We start from the raw sequence: 15,901 nt of genomic DNA on the forward strand, positions 1-15,901 counted from the left end.
CCGGTTGCGGGAATTGCCCGCTGCCGTGCGGAGCGGCGAATTGCTCCGCGCCCCCGGCCTCGAACCGACCGGGCTCCGGCGGGGAGAGCTGGCCTTCCGCGGGGGGCGGCTCGTAAGGGTCGGCGCCCGATGGTAGTTCCGTCGGATCTTCGCCGGGCCCAGGGTTGAACGCGCTGTCCGGCGCCGCGGCGGATCGGTCGTCGTCGGTGCTTTCCGACACGTCCCCGCCCGCGGCCGACGACGAAGTATCGGTATTGCCGGACGATTCCGGTGCCTGAGGCTGTTCCCCGGTCACACCCGTTTCGTCGGTCTGCTGCCGGCCCTCGGATTCGACGTCGACCTCACCGGTGTCCTCACCGGCGTCCACCGGAGGACTCTGGAGCCAGGGCGGAGAGGTCGGGTTGTGGTCGTTACTTGTCACAAGTTCCCCCATCTGCTCGGGTGTTCGAGCAGAATGTTCGGCGGCTGGAGTCGAGATCAACGCTAGCAGGTATGGTCTCTTCTCACCCTTGCCAGTAAGTAGGCCGAAACCGCGGTAGCCGTGAGATGGGTGTGATGGGGCCGAAGGGCCTGCCGGGGAATCGGCGGGCCCTTCGGTTTCGGTGGATTCGGCTCAGTGGGCGGCGCGGTTGACCGCGGAGACCACGGCACGCAGCGAGGCGGTGGTGATCGACGTGGCGATACCCACCCCCCAGACGACCTTGTCGCCGATCGCGCATTCGACATACGCGGCGGCCTGGGCGTCGTCGCCGGCCGACAGGGCATGCTCGGAGTAGTCGAGCACCTCCACCTGGAAGCCGACTGCCGCGATAGCATCCACGAATGCGGCCAGCGGCCCGTTCCCGGTACCGGTGACTTCGTGTTCGACCCCGTCGATCTTGACGACCGCGGTGATGGTGTCGGTCCCGCCGTCGGTTTCCGAGGCGGTCACCTTCTGCCGGATCCGCTCCAGCGGCACGATCGGATTGAGATATTCCTCGGCGAAGACATCCCACATCTCCTTGGGGGTGACCTCGCCGCCCTCACCGTCGGTGATCTGCTGGATGGCCTGGGAGAACTCGATCTGCAGCCGGCGCGGCAGTGCCAGCCCGTGATCGGTTTTCATGATGTAGGCCACACCGCCCTTGCCGGACTGCGAATTGACCCGGATCACGGCCTCGTAGGTGCGGCCCACGTCCTTCGGGTCGATCGGCAGATACGGTACCTCCCACCGCATATCGTCGATATCGGTGTCCGCGGTGTCGGCCGCGGCCTTCATCGCGTCCAGCCCCTTGTTGATGGCGTCCTGATGGCTGCCGGAGAACGCCGTGTACACCAGGTCGCCGCCATAAGGGTGCCGTTCGTGCACCGGCAGCTGGTTGCAGTACTCCACGGTGCGGCGAATCTCGTCGATATCGGAGAAGTTGATCTGCGGGTCCACGCCCTGGGAGAACAAGTTCATCCCCAGGGTGACCAGGCAGACATTGCCGGTGCGCTCGCCGTTGCCGAACAGACAGCCCTCGATCCGGTCGGCACCGGCCTGGTAACCCAGTTCGGCGGCGGCGACGGCGGTGCCGCGGTCGTTGTGCGGATGCAGCGACAGCACGATGGACTCACGCCGGGCCAGATTGCGGTGCATCCACTCGATGGAATCGGCGTATACGTTCGGCGTCGCCATCTCGACCGTGGCGGGCAGGTTGATGATCAGGGGCTTGTCGGGGGTGGGCGCGATGATCTCGGAGACGGCGTCACAGACCTCCTTGGCATACACCAGTTCGGTGCCGGTATACGACTCCGGGCTGTACTCGTAGCGCCAGTTGGTCTCCGGGTGGCGTTTCTCGGTCTCCAGGCACAGTTTCGCCGCGTCGGTGGCGATCGTCTTGACGGCCTCGCGGTCCGCCCGGAACACCACCCTGCGCTGCAGGATGGAGGTGGAGTTGTAGAAGTGCACGATCACGTTCGCCGCACCCGAGCAGGCCTCGAAAGTGCGCTCGATCAGTTCCGGCCGGCACTGGGTCAGGACCTGGATGGTGACATCGTCGGGGATGGCTCCGTCTTCGATGATCTCCCGCACGAAGTCGTAGTCGGTCTGGCTGGCCGAGGGGAAACCGACCTCGATCTCCTTGTAGCCCATCCGCACCAGCAGGTCGAACATGCGACGTTTGCGGGCGGGGCTCATCGGGTCGATCAGGGCCTGGTTGCCGTCGCGCAGGTCCACCGCGCACCAGGCCGGTGCCCGATCGATGACCTTGTCCGGCCAGGTGCGGTCCGGGAGGGTGATCGGTTCCACTTCTTCCGCGAACGGTCGGTAGCGGAAAACCGGCAGGGCCGAATTCCTTTGTTTGTTCCACGCCGGCTGGTCGTCGGGGGCGGGTTTGGCGGGCGCGGTGATGGTGCGCATGTTGGAAACGAAGGCGTCAGCGGGTGACATTCGGTTTCTCCGTGGGTGAGAGTGTCGGCGTATGCGGGTCGACCGGCGTGGCGAAACCCCGCGACGGGAAGCCGATCTGGTCAGACCCCGTCGCGGCGGCCGAGAAGAAGTGCCCGCTGCATGACCTGTGCGATTCTACCTTCCTCCGAACAGGGTGCCGACGGGCGGTCCGCGGCATCCCGCGTCGTGGGTGGCCGGCAGCATCACCGGTCAGGATCGTGTGGACCGGCGCCGGATCGGCGGAATGCCGCGCGGACGGGCCGGGGAGAATCGAGGGAAATATCCATGACGTGGCTGGAGATACTGGCCGTTGTCGGTGCGGGAATAGCCGCGGGCGGGATCAACACCATTGTCGGTTCCGGCACCCTCATCACGTTCCCCGTGCTGTTGGCGATCGGATATCCACCCGTGACCGCGAATGTGTCGAATACGGTGGGACTGGTCCCGGGTTCGCTGAGCGGTGCGATCGGCTATCGCCGCGAGCTGGACGGACAGCGAACCCGGCTGCTGCGGCTGGGTAGCGCGACGCTGCTCGGCGCGGTCACCGGTGCCGCTGCGCTGCTGACCTTGCCCGAGGGCGCGTTCGCGGCGATCGTTCCGGTGCTGATCTGCATAGCGCTGGTGCTGGTGGTGCTGCAGCCCCGATTGTCGGCCTGGGTGAAGCAGCGGCGGGACAGCGGCCCCGCGCCCGCGCACGGTGGTCCGGTGCTGTGGGTGGCGGTCTTCGGTACCGGTATCTACGGCGGGTACTTCGGCGCCGCCCAAGGGGTGCTGCTACTGGCACTGCTCGGTATCTTCGTGCACGAGGACATCCAGCGCCTCAACGGCGTGAAGAACGTCCTCGCTCTGCTGGCGAACGCCGTTTCGGCGGTCATCTTCATCGTGATCGCCGATATCGCCTGGCCCGTCGTCGCGCTGATCGCGGTCGGTGCGGTGATCGGTGGCCGGCTCGGTGCCACCGTCGGCCGCCGGCTACCGCCGAACGTATTGCGTGCTGTCATCGTGGTGGTGGGGGTGATCGCGGTGATCCGGCTCGTTTTCGCCTAGACGGTTGGGCCGGAAGGCAATCCGTCGACGGATACGTGAAGGTGCGGTAAGGCCTGGTGTCGGGCGGTGGTCAACATGGTTGTCCGTCATGATGGCCGAAATATCGGTACCATCCCTCGGCCGAAAGGCGTTCGAGAAAGGTTAGGCCGGGGTGGACAGACGCACCTTCTGGAAATCGGTGGGGGCGGCTGCCCTGCTCGGAGTGACGGGATCGGCGGTCGGTATACCGCGGATCGGAACACCGCAGGCCACCGCCGACCCGATCTGGCATGAACTGTTCCGACAGTGGGTTCCGGAAATTTTCCGACCGATATCGGATCCGCCGGAGCACACCGAGGCGATCGTGGTGGGCTCTGGATTCGGCGCGGCGGCCACCGCGTTGCGGCTGGCGGAGGCCGGAATCGCCAGTACTGTGCTCGAACGCGGTTCCCGATGGCCCAGCGATCCCTGGCGGGAGATCTTCACCGGCGACGATCTGCCGGACGGTCGTGGCTTCTGGCACAGCACCAGCTTCACCGGGGTGACCAAGGTGCCGATGTCGTTCGCCGACTTCGGCGGGGTGCTGGACTGCGCCCGGTACCCGGGTATCGACATATGGCGTGCCGCGGCCGTCGGCGGTGGATCGGTGGTCTTCAGCGGGGCGATGATCGCACCGGAGCGCACGTTGTTCGATCACGTCTTCGGCGGCGTGGTCGACTACGGCGAACTGGAGCGGGTCTACTACCCGCGCGTGCGGCAGATGCTGCGCCTGGACCCCATGCCGGCGGATATCTACGCTTCGCCGCCGTTCACCCACTCCCGCGCCTGGGACGAACAGGTCCGCAAGGCCGGCTACACACCGGTGCCGAACGATTCCATCTTCACCTGGGAGGTGCTGCGTGGTGAGCTGTCGGGCGCCACCCGCCCCTCGGCCACGGTGGGCCGCAGCAATCTCGGCAACTCCAACGGCGCGAAGTTCGACCTGAACCAGAACTATCTGAAGTACGCGCAGGAGACGGGCCGCTGCACCGTGTATCCCGGGCACCGGGTCGAGGCCATCGCCCAGGAATCGGGCGGGCGGTTCGTGGTGACGGTGACGAAACTCGATCCCATCGGCGCGGTACTGGGCACCCGCACCCTCACCTGTGACCGGTTGTTCCTCGGCGCTGGTTCCGTCGGCACCTCGGAGCTGTTGGTGCGCGCCCAGGCCACGGGCACCCTGGCGAACCTCAACGAACACACAGGTGCCGGTTGGGGCACCAACGGTGATGTGGTGCTGGCCCGTGGCGCCAGTTCGGTGGCCGGCTTCGGGCAGGGCGTGCCGAGCGCGAGCCGGATCTTCGACGACACCGATGTGGCGATCACGCTGGAGAACTGGTACATCCCCGGTATCCCGTTCGAGACCGGCGCCCTGGGCTCGCTCGGTATGGTGCTCGATTCCACGCGCGCGAAATTCGGCTACGACAAGGCGACGGGCGGCGTGGGAGTGTCCTGGTCGCGCGCGACCCAGGACCGGGTCGTGGCCGCGGCGCGCGCCGTGGACCATCGGATCGCCGAACGTGCCGGCGCGCTCGCGGACTACGGCGCCCTGGGTTATGACGCCAACGCCATGTTCACCGCCCATCCGCTGGGCGGCGCGGTACTGGGCAAGGCCACCGACGGTTACGGCCGGGTGCACGGACATCCCGGTCTGTATGTGGTGGACGGTGCCCTGATCCCGGGCAGCACCGCGACGGTGAATCCCTCGCTCACCATCACCGCGATCGCCGAACGCAATATCGAGGCGATCATCCGCGCCGGCCGGTAGTGCTCGATATAGCAGGAATGCATCGGAATATTCGGGTAGCAGTGCTTTTCGGGTATTAGGGTCGGCGATACCGTTCGGCATTGAAGGGATTCGCACGTGGTATCAGCGCCGCCCGCGGTGGGCGACACCAGCACTATCTCCGATCGGGGTAGCTTCCCCCGGAAGCCGCCGGCGCTGTGGACGGATTTCCTGATGCTGGCGCTGGCCGTCGTCTCCGTCGCGCTGATCTGCTGGGTCACATTCTTCGATGTGTCGGACGAGACGTACCGGGTGATCGTGCTCGTCGACTACGCGACCTGCGCGGTCTTCGCGACGGAATTCCTGTGGCGGTGGCGCCGGGCCGGATGGCCGTGGAGCTTCCCGTTCGTCTACTGGTACGAAGTGCTCGGTATGATCCCGGTGACCAGCCCCTTCTTCCGCGCGTTCCGATTGTTGCGGCTCGTGGTGATCCTGGTTCGCCTGGCTCGCGTCGCGGACCGGGTGTTCGGTGATCGAGTAACCGCTGCGGTGGTCAACCGCTCGGTGGGCACCATTGTGGACATCATCAAACGCCCGGTGACCATCGCGGTGATGGACGAGGTCGCCGAAGTGCTGCGCACCGGTCACTACACCCGCAATATCGCCGCGGCGCTGGAGGAGAACCGGAGCGAACTGGACGAGATGATCCTGGAGATGATCAAGAAGGACCCGCAGGCCGGCCGGGTGCGTTACATACCCTTCCACGACGACATCATCCGGCTCATCGCCGATACCGTGTTCCGGATCGTCTTCCAGATACTCGCCGATCCGCGCACCGACGAACTGGTGTCCGACCTGCTACGGGAGAATGTGGAACAGCTCCGCGAGGCGGTTCGCAGCGGGGTCAAGGTCGCCCCGTCGGCATATGGCCCAGCGGTGCCCGCCGGCCGGGACGGCTGACCGCCGCGGTCAGATGGTCTGATAGTTCTCCCGCTCGGGATACTGCTGGACGAAGGCGGTGAAGCTCGGCACCATCGCCTCGAGCGCCTTGCGCACCGAGCGTTTGAGCAGAATGCCGGGAACGGGGAGGGGCATGTACATATCGATGCCGTACCGCACCTCGGTGCCGCCGGCGTCCGCGTCGATATCGATCTCGATGTACCCGCCGCCCTTGGCGCCGCGGGTGCTGTCGGCGACCTTCCAGGAGCACCGGTTGTCGGTCCAGGTGTACTCCAAGACCTGGTCGTCGAGGAAGTTGAGTAGCGCGGCCTTGACGAAAACCCTGAGCGGACGGCCCAGCTCGTCGCGGCCGGCGACGCGTGCGTCCGAGTAGACCGACGACCATTCCGGCATCATCTCGACGGCCGTCAACACGTCCATTGTCCGATCGGGATCGGCATCGACCACAAAGCTGATGCCGGTCTTCATACGCATGGTTTATCCTCCAGCCCCCCGCGGGTACCCGACCGGCCCGATTGTCCCCAGCGCCATGGTGATCGTCAACACCGGACCGGCGCGGAAAAACCGGCCGGTGTGCTGGTATACCGGCCGTGAATCAGCGGGACCGGCCCGTTGCCGGGCGGGGGAGGAGGGTCAGTGCGGCGACGATCGTTCGACCGTCGCGTCCGGTCCGGGGAAGACCAGGGATTCGTGTCCGTCCTCGAAACGCACGATATAGGGGGGTGCGCCGTCCTGCCCGCGCACCTCGACGATCTCGCCTTCGTGGTCATACTCCCCCACGGTGTGCCCGTGTACATGGAGCCGATCTCCGACGTTGGCCATCATGGGACCATTATCGAATCGGGTGTCGCACATCACAAGGCCGTATTATCGGCTATGCCGCGTACCGCGGCGATGGGGACGAGTCGGCGGCCGTCCGGAACTCCGGCCATGGTGGCGGCGCCGGGTCGGAAGAGCACCGACCGGCCCCGATACCCATGGGCAACCGCCACACCACATAGTTGTGGGTTACTACACAGCGACCGGGATAGGTCCGGAATCGCCGGTTCCGGGCCGGTACGCTGGTCCCCTGATGCTGTTCGCCGACACTGGAGGACCCTGACGTGGCTCTCGTTGTCCAGAAATACGGAGGCTCCTCGGTCGCGACGGCCGAACGGATCCGGCGCGTCGCCGAACGGATCGTCGAGACCAAGAAGCAGGGGCACGATGTCGTCGTGGTCTGCTCGGCCATGGGCGATACCACCGACGAACTACTCGACCTCGCCGAACAGGTGGCCCCGGCGCCGCCGGCGCGGGAAATGGACATGCTGCTCACCTCGGGCGAACGCATCTCCAACGCGTTGGTCGCCATGGCCATCCACTCCCTCGGCGCCGAGGCGCGCTCGTTCACCGGCTCCCAGGCGGGCGTGATCACCACGTCCGCGCACGGTAAGGCCAAGATCATCGACGTCACCCCGAGTCGGGTGCGCGAGGCGCTGGACGAGGGCACCATCGTGCTGGTCGCCGGCTTCCAGGGCGTGAGTCAGGACAGCAAGGATGTCACCACGCTCGGCCGCGGCGGGTCCGACACCACTGCCGTGGCGCTGGCCGCCGCGCTGCGGGCCGATGTCTGTGAGATCTACACCGATGTGGACGGAGTGTTCACCGCCGATCCGCGCATCGTCTCGGACGCGCAGCGGCTCGAGCAGGTCTCCTACGAGGAGATGCTGGAGATGGCGGCCTGCGGCTCCAAAGTGCTCATGCTGCGCTGCGTCGAATACGCGCGCCGCTACAACGTGCCCGTGCATGTGCGCTCGTCCTATACCGACAAAAGGGGCACCTATGTATACGGATCGATGGAGGACATCCCCTTGGAAAAAGCACTCCTCACGGGCGTCGCGCACGACCGCAGCGAGGCCAAGGTGACCGTGGTCGGCCTGCCGGACGAGCCGGGATACGCCGCCCGAGTGTTCCGCGCCGTCGCCGATGCCGAGATCAACATCGATATGGTCCTGCAGAACATCTCCAAGGTGGAGACCGGCAAGACCGATATCACCTTCACCCTGCCCAAGGCCGAGGGCGCCCGCGCGGTGGAGATGCTGAGCAAACACCAGGGCGAGATCGGTTTCTCCCAAGTCCTCTACGACGATCACATCGGCAAGGTGTCGCTGGTCGGCGCCGGTATGAAGAGCCACCCCGGGGTGACCGCCACTTTCTGCGAGGCGCTGGCCAAGGCCGGTATCAATATCGATCTCATCTCCACCTCCGAGATCCGGATCTCGGTACTGGTCAAGGACATCGAACTCGACGAAGCGGTCAAGGTGCTGCATCGCGCCTTCGACCTCGGCGGCGACGAGGTGGCCGTGGTGCACGCGGGAACGGGACGCTGAGCCGGCGAACGTAGCGCGCAAGCCTGGCGCGTTCAGGCGGAGGCCGGCGCGTCTGGTACAGTCCGGGACTGTCGCCGCCGGGCCGGCGGAGACATGAAACGCCTGCGGAGCGGATGTAAGACTGTACAAGGTTTGCCTTTCCAGCTGTCCGCGATGAACAGGAAGCCCAACTTGTGAGGGTTGGCATCCCCTCTTTCAAGGAGGGGAGGAGGTCGAATGATCGGGTCAAGCGCTGCGGAGGCAGTGTGGCGTAACCACGCGGTGCTCCCGAGCATGTCGGAAGGACACAGCCCATGGGTGTACGAGTAGGTGTGGTCGGCGCGACCGGACAGGTCGGCGCCGTAATGCGCAAACTGCTGGAAGAACGTGATTTCCCGGCCGACGAGGTGCGCTTCTTCGCCTCCGCGCGGTCGGCGGGCAAGAAACTGCCCTGGCGCGGTGGCGAGGTCGTGGTGGAGGACACCGAGACCGCCGACCCGTCCGGCCTGGATATCGCGCTGTTCTCGGCGGGCGCCACCATGTCGCGGGTACAGGCCCCGCGCTTCGCCGCCGCGGGTGTCACGGTGATCGACAACTCGTCGGCCTGGCGCAAGGACCCCGACGTTCCGCTGGTGGTCAGCGAGGTCAATCCGGAACAGACCCGCAACCCGGCCAAGGGCATTATCGCCAACCCCAACTGCACCACCATGGCGGCCATGCCGGTGCTCAAACCGCTGCACGACGAGGCGGGTCTGTGCAGGCTGATCGTGTCCAGCTATCAGGCCGTCTCGGGTAGCGGGCTGGCCGGTGTCGAGGAGTTGGCGAGCCAGGCCCGTGCGGTGATCGACGACGCCGAAAAACTCACCCACGACGGCAGTGCGGTCGAGTTCCCCGCCCCGAACAAGTACGTCGCCCCCATCGCATTCAATGTGCTGCCGTTGGCCGGTTCGCTGGTCGATGACGGTTCCGGGGAAACCGATGAGGACCAGAAGCTGCGCAATGAGAGCCGCAAGATTCTCGGCCTCCCCGACCTGCTGGTCAGCGGCACCTGCGTGCGTGTGCCGGTCTTCACCGGGCACTCGCTGTCGGTGAACGCCGAGTTCGCCGCCCCGCTGTCGGTCGAACGGGCGAAGGAGATCCTGGCCGGGGCCGCGGGCGTGAAACTGGTCGACGTCCCGACTCCGCTGCAGGCCGCCGGTATCGACGAATCCCTGGTGGGCCGGATACGTCAGGACCCGGGTGTCCCCGACGGACGCGGGCTGGCCCTGTTCATCTCCGGCGACAACCTCCGCAAGGGCGCCGCCCTCAACACCATCCAGATCGCGGAAGTCCTGCTCGCCGACCGCTGACCGATCTTCGCGGGCGGTGCACCCGGTAGGCGCACCGCCCGCATTTCGTTCAGCGGATTCCCGGCGTGCGGGGATCCGGGCCGAGGCAGGCCAGAACGGCGCAGCCGGGCGGGGCATCGGAGAACGGGGGAGCCAGCGGCTGGGTCAGGCAGGCGAAGACATTGCATCCGGGGTAGGCGGAGGCGCCGATGCCGAATACCGCGATGAGGATGTCCAGATCGACGAAGCCTCTCGGGTCGATGGTGATCGGCGGTTCGATATACGGTCCGGGGTCGGGGACGGGCGGTTCCTGGAAGGCCGCGAACAGGCGGCGGAAGAATTCGTGCGGTAGCTCGCCGGTGTTCTGGACGATCCCGGGGGGCCCCAGTTTGCTCACATTCCCGTAAAGGCCGGTCCACACCACCATGAGGTCCAGGCTCGGGATCACGAAGACGTTCTGCATACCCATCCCGGCCATGGCGAAGGTGTCCGGGGGGACGAAGCTCGCGTTCTCGGCGCAGGTGGGGCCGACCCAGAACAGATACCCGTAACAGGGGTTCGCCCGTGACGGGGTGCTCGCACGATGAATGTAGGCCGACGGCACGATCTGCCGATCGCCCCACCGTCCCTCGTTGGCGACGAGCAGACCGAGTTTGGCCAGATCGTTCGGCGGGATCAACAGGTGCGCGTAGCCATAGGTGTGGCCGGAACGGTCACGGGCCCAGTACCAGTCGCTTCGAGGTATCCCGAGCGGCTCGAACAGTTCGCGCTGGGCGAACTGCTGCAGCGGTTCGCCGAGGGCCAATTCCAGTACATACGCCAGCAGATCGACATTGCGCTGGCTGTAACTGAATACGGTGCCGGGTTCGTGGTCCAGGGGGACGCCGAGGGCCTGCACCGCGCTGTTGGGGTCGAGGGGAACGACTCCGGTGAGACCCTCGGTCACCACCCCGGCTCGCATCCCGGAGGTTTCGGTGAGCAGATTCTCCACGGTGATCGCCCGCCGCCGCGCGTCGCCGAGCCCGCCCGGCAGGTAGCGGTCGATCGGGGCCTGGATATCGATTTTTCCCTGGTGCCAGGCGATTCCGGTGAGAAGCGAGACCACGCTCTTGGTTACGCTCCAGACATTCCAGGCGGTGTTCCCGGTCTGATTGTTGGTAGGCCCCTCGCCGACCAGGCAGTTGTGCCGAAAGACCTGGACGTTCAAGCGGTTGCGGCCGCTCGCGAACCCCAGCGCCATGGCCAGCCGCCCGGAATCCAGGCCGACCTGTTCGGGCGTCGCTCGCTGTAGCTCCCGCCCGGAAGTCACAGAACATTCCACCGCGGCCGTGGTCGCGGGGTCGGCGTGAGCGTTTGCCGCGAATACGTGCCCCACCACCAGCGATACCGCTGCGGCTCCCACCAGGAGCCCACCGAAACGCACCATGCGGATCACCATAATGCCCGGAACGCCTCCAAGGCGGTTATCGACCCGGTGTGGGCGACCAGAAGGTTTTGGACGAACAATGAATTCCGGATACGACGATGCCGCCGACCGTATTCGGCCGGCGGCATCGTGTTGTCCCTGATGGGGTCGACGCCCAACATGCGCCTCTCGGCGAGTGGTCGCTCGTAGCGACAAAGGGTGCGGCCCGGGGCTGTCCGGACGTCGACAGTCCTGTTCAACGGTCGTCCGTCTGCCGCTATTCCATCCACCCGGCGTGATCGGCATCACCCGGGACCGCAGGATCTACAGCATGCTGAACCAGTAGGCCACGCAGGCCAGGGCCCATACGAGCAGCGTTTCCATTGATACTCCCACTCTCGTCATCGCAGCTGTTTCCATCATGCCCGAATCCGAATGGGGGCCTACCCGGGTTCCGCGGGTCCGCGCAGGTCGCGCTTTCATCGTCATAAGTTCTCGTTAAGCGCGTGCCAAGTCCGAGGCCGCATTGTTATGTCGACGCCGGAACACTCCGGCGCACATCCGACCACAGTGTCCCTCGGTTACCGCCATAGCCGAGGGCACCGGCTCGGAACCGGGAGCGGCACCGGGACCTGGGGAGGGCTTGGAACCGCTCCGGGGAGGGATCAGGGGTCGGGACGGGTCCGGTCGGTCTCGCGGGGTGATGGACCGGGCCCGGGGCGGGTACGGCCGGATCGGTCTTCGCGGGGTGACCGATCCGGCCCTCGCGTACCGTCCGGTCAGGACTGTGGCGTCGGCATCGGATAGTCGGGCAGATCGTAATCCTCGGTTTTCGTCAACGCCCGGGTCATCAGCAGCTGCAGCGGGCGGGAGGATATGAGCCGGGAGAGCAGGAGGCCCGCCCGGATACCCAGTCGGGATCGGGGCGCCATCGCCGCCAGACCGCCCGGCGGGAGTTCCTGCGCCGCTGTGATGAACGGCCGCAGGGCCCGGGCATGGCGTTCGAGGGCGGCGGGCAGGTCGTGGGGTGTGTGGGCGATTTCGCCGGCCAGTATGTACGCGCCGACCAGGGCCATGGCCGTGCCCTGCCCGGAGAGCGGGGATCCGCAGTAGCCGGCGTCGCCGAGCAGCGCCACCCGGTCGGTGGTCCATCGCGGCATGGTGATGCGGGAGAGCTCGTCGAAGTAGAAGTCGGTGGCCTCGTCCATGGCCGCGAGGATTGCGGAGGTGAGCCGACCGCCATCGGCCAGCCGGTCGCGGATCAGCTGTTTCTGCGCGTCGGTATCGCGGTACAGGGCCGGATCGGCGTCGCCGCGCAAGGTCAGGATCGCCTTGCAGGTCGCGGGGTCGGCGTCCGGGCGGATACCGACGGCGGTCCCCCCGGGCATCGAATGCATGGACATCCAGTACGGTTCTATACCCGCCGGGGTCGGCATGGTGAAGAACGACATATGGCCGCCGAGATAGGTGCTGAACTTCTCGTCCGGCCCGAATACCAGCTCTCGGGTGGTCGAATGCAGGCCGTCGGCCCCGATGAGCAGATCGAATCGTTCCGTGGCACCAGAGGCCAGAGTCACCGATACGCCGTTCTTGTCTTCGCGCACCCTGGTGATCCATTCGCCGTACCGGTAGTCGAGGCCGGGGTTGTGCGGGTCACCCGGGTGGCCGGTGCCCACCACCGCGGCGATAGCGTCGAGGAGCACCTGGTTCAGGTCGCCCCGGGTGATCTCGATTTCGGCAACGGCGCCGTTGCCGCCGAACAACTCGGCGGGCATGCGCAACAGCTCGCCGCCCGCCGCATCGATGTGGATCATGCCGCGCTCGTCGAGTTGCCGGGCTTGGACAGCGGGCATCAGGCCCATGCGTTCAGCGATGATGCGGCTGGGTCCGCGCAGGTCCACGGCCTGACCGCCGGGGCGGGGCGCCCCGGCCCGTTCGAGCACCGTCGGCCGGATTCCGGCGCGGAGCAACTGCAGGGTGACGGCATTTCCGGCGATACCGCCGCCGGATACGAGCACCCGGGGTGCTGCTGTCGTGGTGGCTTCTGTGGTCATCGGCCTGTCCTTGTCTCGGCACGCGCTGCGCTTTGTTGGGTCGAACGTCTAAGACAAATGTCTAACATGGTTTTGCACGATTGTCTAGAACAAATGTCCAAGAGCCGTCTACAGTGGCGGATATGGGAAACAAGGAGGATCTGCTTGCGGCCGCCCGTACCTGCATCTACGAACGTGGATTCGCTGCGACCACCGCCCGCGATATCGCCAACAAGGCCGGGGTGAGTCTCGCCGCGATCGGTTACCATTTCGGGTCCAAGGACAGGTTGCTCACCGAGGCGTTCACCACCGAGGCGGGCCGGGAGATCGGCGATGCCCTCGAGGCCCGGATCCAGGCCATTGCCGGACAACCCCTCGCGGTGGCGTTCCCCCAGGTGTGGAACGGCATCGCGGAGCTGTTCGCGCGCAACCGGGAGGTATTGGTGGCGAGCATCGAGAATGTCGTCCGCATTCACCGCACCGGGAGCGAGCGAGCCAGGATGGGCGAACTGAACGCGCAGGCCGTATCGGAAACCGCGGCCATGCTGACGCAGGCACATCCGCAACTGCGCGACGATCAGGCGTATGCCGTGGCGCAGCTGTACTTCATCCTCATCAACGGCCTGGCGATGCAGTGGGTGAGCAACCCCGACGGCGAACTGCCCAGTGGGGCCGATATCGCGACGGCGATCGCCGCCCTGGCGCCGCGTGCGGCCCCCGGGACCGATGCGGACTAGTCGATGGATCGGCGCCGGACCTCTCCCGCCCGGAAGCCCCGGAGACAACTCGGCCCCTGACCAGGCGAACTGGTCAGGGGCCGAACGTGTCTCCACACACGAGTCGGGGTGGCGGGATTTGAACCCACGACCTCTTCGTCCCGAACGAAGCGCGCTACCAAGCTGCGCCACACCCCGTGAAGCGGACCTGAGGTAGCTTACATCAGGGGCGGCTCAGACGCTAAACCGGCAGGTGAACGCGAGTTTTTCGACGCTCGGTTCGACCGGCTCAGCGGGCCACGGCCTGCGACGTGGAGCGGCCCTGGCCGGAATCGGAGTTCGGCCGCTTCGGCGGGGCGGCCACCAGGGTCAACAGCGTGGCCTCGGGGCGGCAGCAGAAACGGTAGGGTGCCCACGGCGAGGTGCCGATACCGGCCGAGACGTGCAATCGGGTGTGCGCACCCCATTGGGACGGGCCCTTGACCCGGGAGCGATCGATAGCACAGTTGGTGACCAGCGCGCCGTAGCCGGGCAGGCAGAGTTGGCCGCCGTGGGTGTGGCCGGCCAAGACCAGGTCGTAGCCGTCCTCGGCGAAACGGTCGAGGACCCGCGGTTCGGGAGAATGGGTCAGGCCGACGCGCAGATCCGCGAGTGGGTTCGGGGTCCCGGCGATGGTGTCGTAGCGATCGCGCTGCAGATGCGGATCGTCGACTCCGGCGCTGGCGATGCGGATGCCGCCCACCTCGATATCGCGGCGCACGTGGGTGAGGTCGAGCCAGCCTCGTTCGGTAAACGCGGCGCGCAGATCCTTCCACTGCAGCGGGGCGCCATGGGTGCGGCGGTGGTTCTTGTTGAAGTACTTCAGGGGGTTCTTGGGGACCGGTGCGAAGTAGTCGTTGCTGCCGAAGACGAAGAGTCCGGGGCGGGACAGCAGTCCGCCGAGCGCTTGGACCACTGCCGGTACGGCCTTCTGGTGCGATAGATTGTCGCCGGTATTGACCACCAGATCCGGCTCCAGACGGTCGAGCTCGCGCAACCACTGTTGTTTGAGCTTCTGCCCGGGCATCATATGCAGGTCACTGATGTGCAGGACCCGCAGCGCCGCGGATCCCGGCCGCAGTACGGGCATGGTGGCCTCGCGCAGGACGAAGGCGTTGCGCTCGATCAGTGAGGCGTAGCCGACTCCGGCTGCCGCCGCTCCGGCGGCACCGATCGCCGTCCGGCGAAGAGCGGAGGTCGAGATTACGGGCATTTGCCCAGCATAGGTGACCGCGTTCGAGTGTGTGCACCGTAGTTTGTGAACGCGCCTTTATGTAGTGGGCGTGTGGTCGTGCAGCGGCTACCGTCTGTGCACATGTCGGAACTCAAATCGCGGTTGCGGGCGGATATGACCGCCGCCATGAAAGCCAAGGACACCCTGCGGCTGAACACCCTGCGCATGGTGCTCTCCGCCATCCAGAACGCCGAGGTCGCAGGCTCACAGGCGCGTGAGCTATCCGATGACGAGATCGTCAAGGTGCTGGCGAAGGAGTCGAAGAAGCGCAACGAATCCGCGGAGATCTACACCCAGGCCGGGCGTGGCGAACTCGCGGCAAACGAACACGCCGAGGCGCGGATCATCGACGAGTATCTGCCGAGTCAGCTGACCGAGGCGGAGGTCGCCGACCTCGCCGATACCGCCATCGCCCAGGTCGCCGAGGAACTCGGCGAGCGACCGGGTATGCGGCAGATGGGCCAGGTCATGAAGGTGGCAACCGCACTGGCCGCGGGCAAGGCCGACGGGTCCCGGATCTCCACCGCCGTCAAGGCGCGCCTGTAGTACCCCAAACAACCGGTCCACTCCGCGGATAGGGGCCTGTTCACCTCACCGGGCCCACACCGAGTTCGGCAGCGATACAGCCATCCGGCCC

The 15,901-nt window shown here is 66.4% G+C and carries 13 protein-coding genes, 1 tRNA gene and 1 pseudogene; 7 read left to right on the plus strand and 8 right to left on the minus strand.

What is annotated here, in order from left to right:
- Both ON20_RS01115 and leuA read right to left on the minus strand, forming a co-directional pair.
- Positions 1-367 (minus strand): annotated as a pseudogene (locus ON20_RS01115) (hypothetical protein); the annotation flags it as partial.
- 246 nt (positions 368-613) lie between these two features.
- Positions 614-2,410: a 2-isopropylmalate synthase gene (gene leuA / locus ON20_RS01120; protein WP_040832946.1), complete on the minus strand. Its 1,797-nt coding sequence runs from the start codon at positions 2,408-2,410 to the stop codon at positions 614-616.
- Between the two features lie 285 nt (positions 2,411-2,695).
- Between leuA and ON20_RS01125 the strand changes: the two genes are divergently transcribed.
- The 3 genes from ON20_RS01125 (at position 2,696) to ON20_RS01135 (ending at position 6,161) form a co-directional block, all read left to right on the plus strand.
- Positions 2,696-3,457 (plus strand): sulfite exporter TauE/SafE family protein, encoded by a 762-nt coding sequence (locus ON20_RS01125; RefSeq protein ID WP_040832947.1) that lies wholly within the window; start codon positions 2,696-2,698, stop codon positions 3,455-3,457.
- Between the two features lie 151 nt (positions 3,458-3,608).
- A complete protein-coding gene (locus tag ON20_RS01130) occupies positions 3,609-5,243 on the plus strand; it encodes a GMC oxidoreductase (protein WP_040832948.1) in 1,635 nt (544 codons plus the stop codon).
- A 96-nt stretch (positions 5,244-5,339) separates the two neighbouring features.
- Complete coding sequence (locus ON20_RS01135; protein ID WP_245546928.1) at positions 5,340-6,161, plus strand: ion transporter; 822 nt, start codon at positions 5,340-5,342, stop codon at positions 6,159-6,161.
- A 9-nt stretch (positions 6,162-6,170) separates the two neighbouring features.
- Here ON20_RS01135 and ON20_RS01140 read toward each other — a convergent pair whose 3' ends face one another.
- Positions 6,171-6,635 (minus strand): SRPBCC family protein, encoded by a 465-nt coding sequence (locus ON20_RS01140; RefSeq protein ID WP_040832950.1) that lies wholly within the window; start codon positions 6,633-6,635, stop codon positions 6,171-6,173.
- Positions 6,636-6,794: 159 nt separating this feature from the next.
- On the minus strand, positions 6,795-6,986 hold the full coding sequence (locus ON20_RS01145) for a DUF1918 domain-containing protein (protein WP_040832982.1): 192 nt from the start codon (positions 6,984-6,986) through the stop codon (positions 6,795-6,797).
- A 278-nt stretch (positions 6,987-7,264) separates the two neighbouring features.
- Here ON20_RS01145 and ON20_RS01150 point away from each other — a divergent pair, with 278 nt between their 5' ends.
- A complete protein-coding gene (locus ON20_RS01150) occupies positions 7,265-8,530 on the plus strand; it encodes an aspartate kinase (protein ID WP_040832951.1) in 1,266 nt (421 codons plus the stop codon).
- A gap of 293 nt (positions 8,531-8,823) precedes the next feature.
- On the plus strand, positions 8,824-9,858 hold the full coding sequence (locus ON20_RS01155) for an aspartate-semialdehyde dehydrogenase (protein ID WP_040832952.1): 1,035 nt from the start codon (positions 8,824-8,826) through the stop codon (positions 9,856-9,858).
- Between the two features lie 49 nt (positions 9,859-9,907).
- Here ON20_RS01155 and ON20_RS01160 read toward each other — a convergent pair whose 3' ends face one another.
- Positions 9,908-11,263 carry a serine hydrolase domain-containing protein gene (locus ON20_RS01160; protein ID WP_040832983.1) on the minus strand — a complete coding sequence of 452 codons (1,356 nt, stop codon included), beginning with the start codon at positions 11,261-11,263 and terminating at the stop codon, positions 9,908-9,910.
- A gap of 758 nt (positions 11,264-12,021) precedes the next feature.
- The gene (locus ON20_RS01165) at positions 12,022-13,296 is read right to left on the minus strand and encodes an FAD-dependent monooxygenase (RefSeq protein ID WP_040832953.1); all 1,275 of its coding nucleotides are present in this window, start codon (positions 13,294-13,296) and stop codon (positions 12,022-12,024) included.
- Between the two features lie 122 nt (positions 13,297-13,418).
- Between ON20_RS01165 and ON20_RS01170 the strand changes: the two genes are divergently transcribed.
- Positions 13,419-14,012 (plus strand): TetR/AcrR family transcriptional regulator, encoded by a 594-nt coding sequence (locus tag ON20_RS01170; protein ID WP_040832984.1) that lies wholly within the window; start codon positions 13,419-13,421, stop codon positions 14,010-14,012.
- Positions 14,013-14,115: 103 nt separating this feature from the next.
- On the opposite strand, the gene ON20_RS01175 is transcribed toward ON20_RS01170, so the two are convergent.
- Positions 14,116-14,189: transfer RNA gene (locus ON20_RS01175), tRNA-Pro, on the minus strand.
- Between the two features lie 91 nt (positions 14,190-14,280).
- Positions 14,281-15,243, minus strand: coding sequence for a metallophosphoesterase (locus tag ON20_RS01180; protein WP_040832954.1), 963 nt, complete (start codon positions 15,241-15,243; stop codon positions 14,281-14,283).
- A 102-nt stretch (positions 15,244-15,345) separates the two neighbouring features.
- Between ON20_RS01180 and ON20_RS01185 the strand changes: the two genes are divergently transcribed.
- Positions 15,346-15,810 carry a GatB/YqeY domain-containing protein gene (locus tag ON20_RS01185; RefSeq protein WP_040832985.1) on the plus strand — a complete coding sequence of 155 codons (465 nt, stop codon included), beginning with the start codon at positions 15,346-15,348 and terminating at the stop codon, positions 15,808-15,810.
- The last annotated feature ends 91 nt before the right edge of the window (positions 15,811-15,901 follow it).

The organism is Nocardia brevicatena NBRC 12119, assembly GCF_000308495.1.
Lineage (GTDB): Bacteria > Actinomycetota > Actinomycetes > Mycobacteriales > Mycobacteriaceae > Nocardia > Nocardia brevicatena.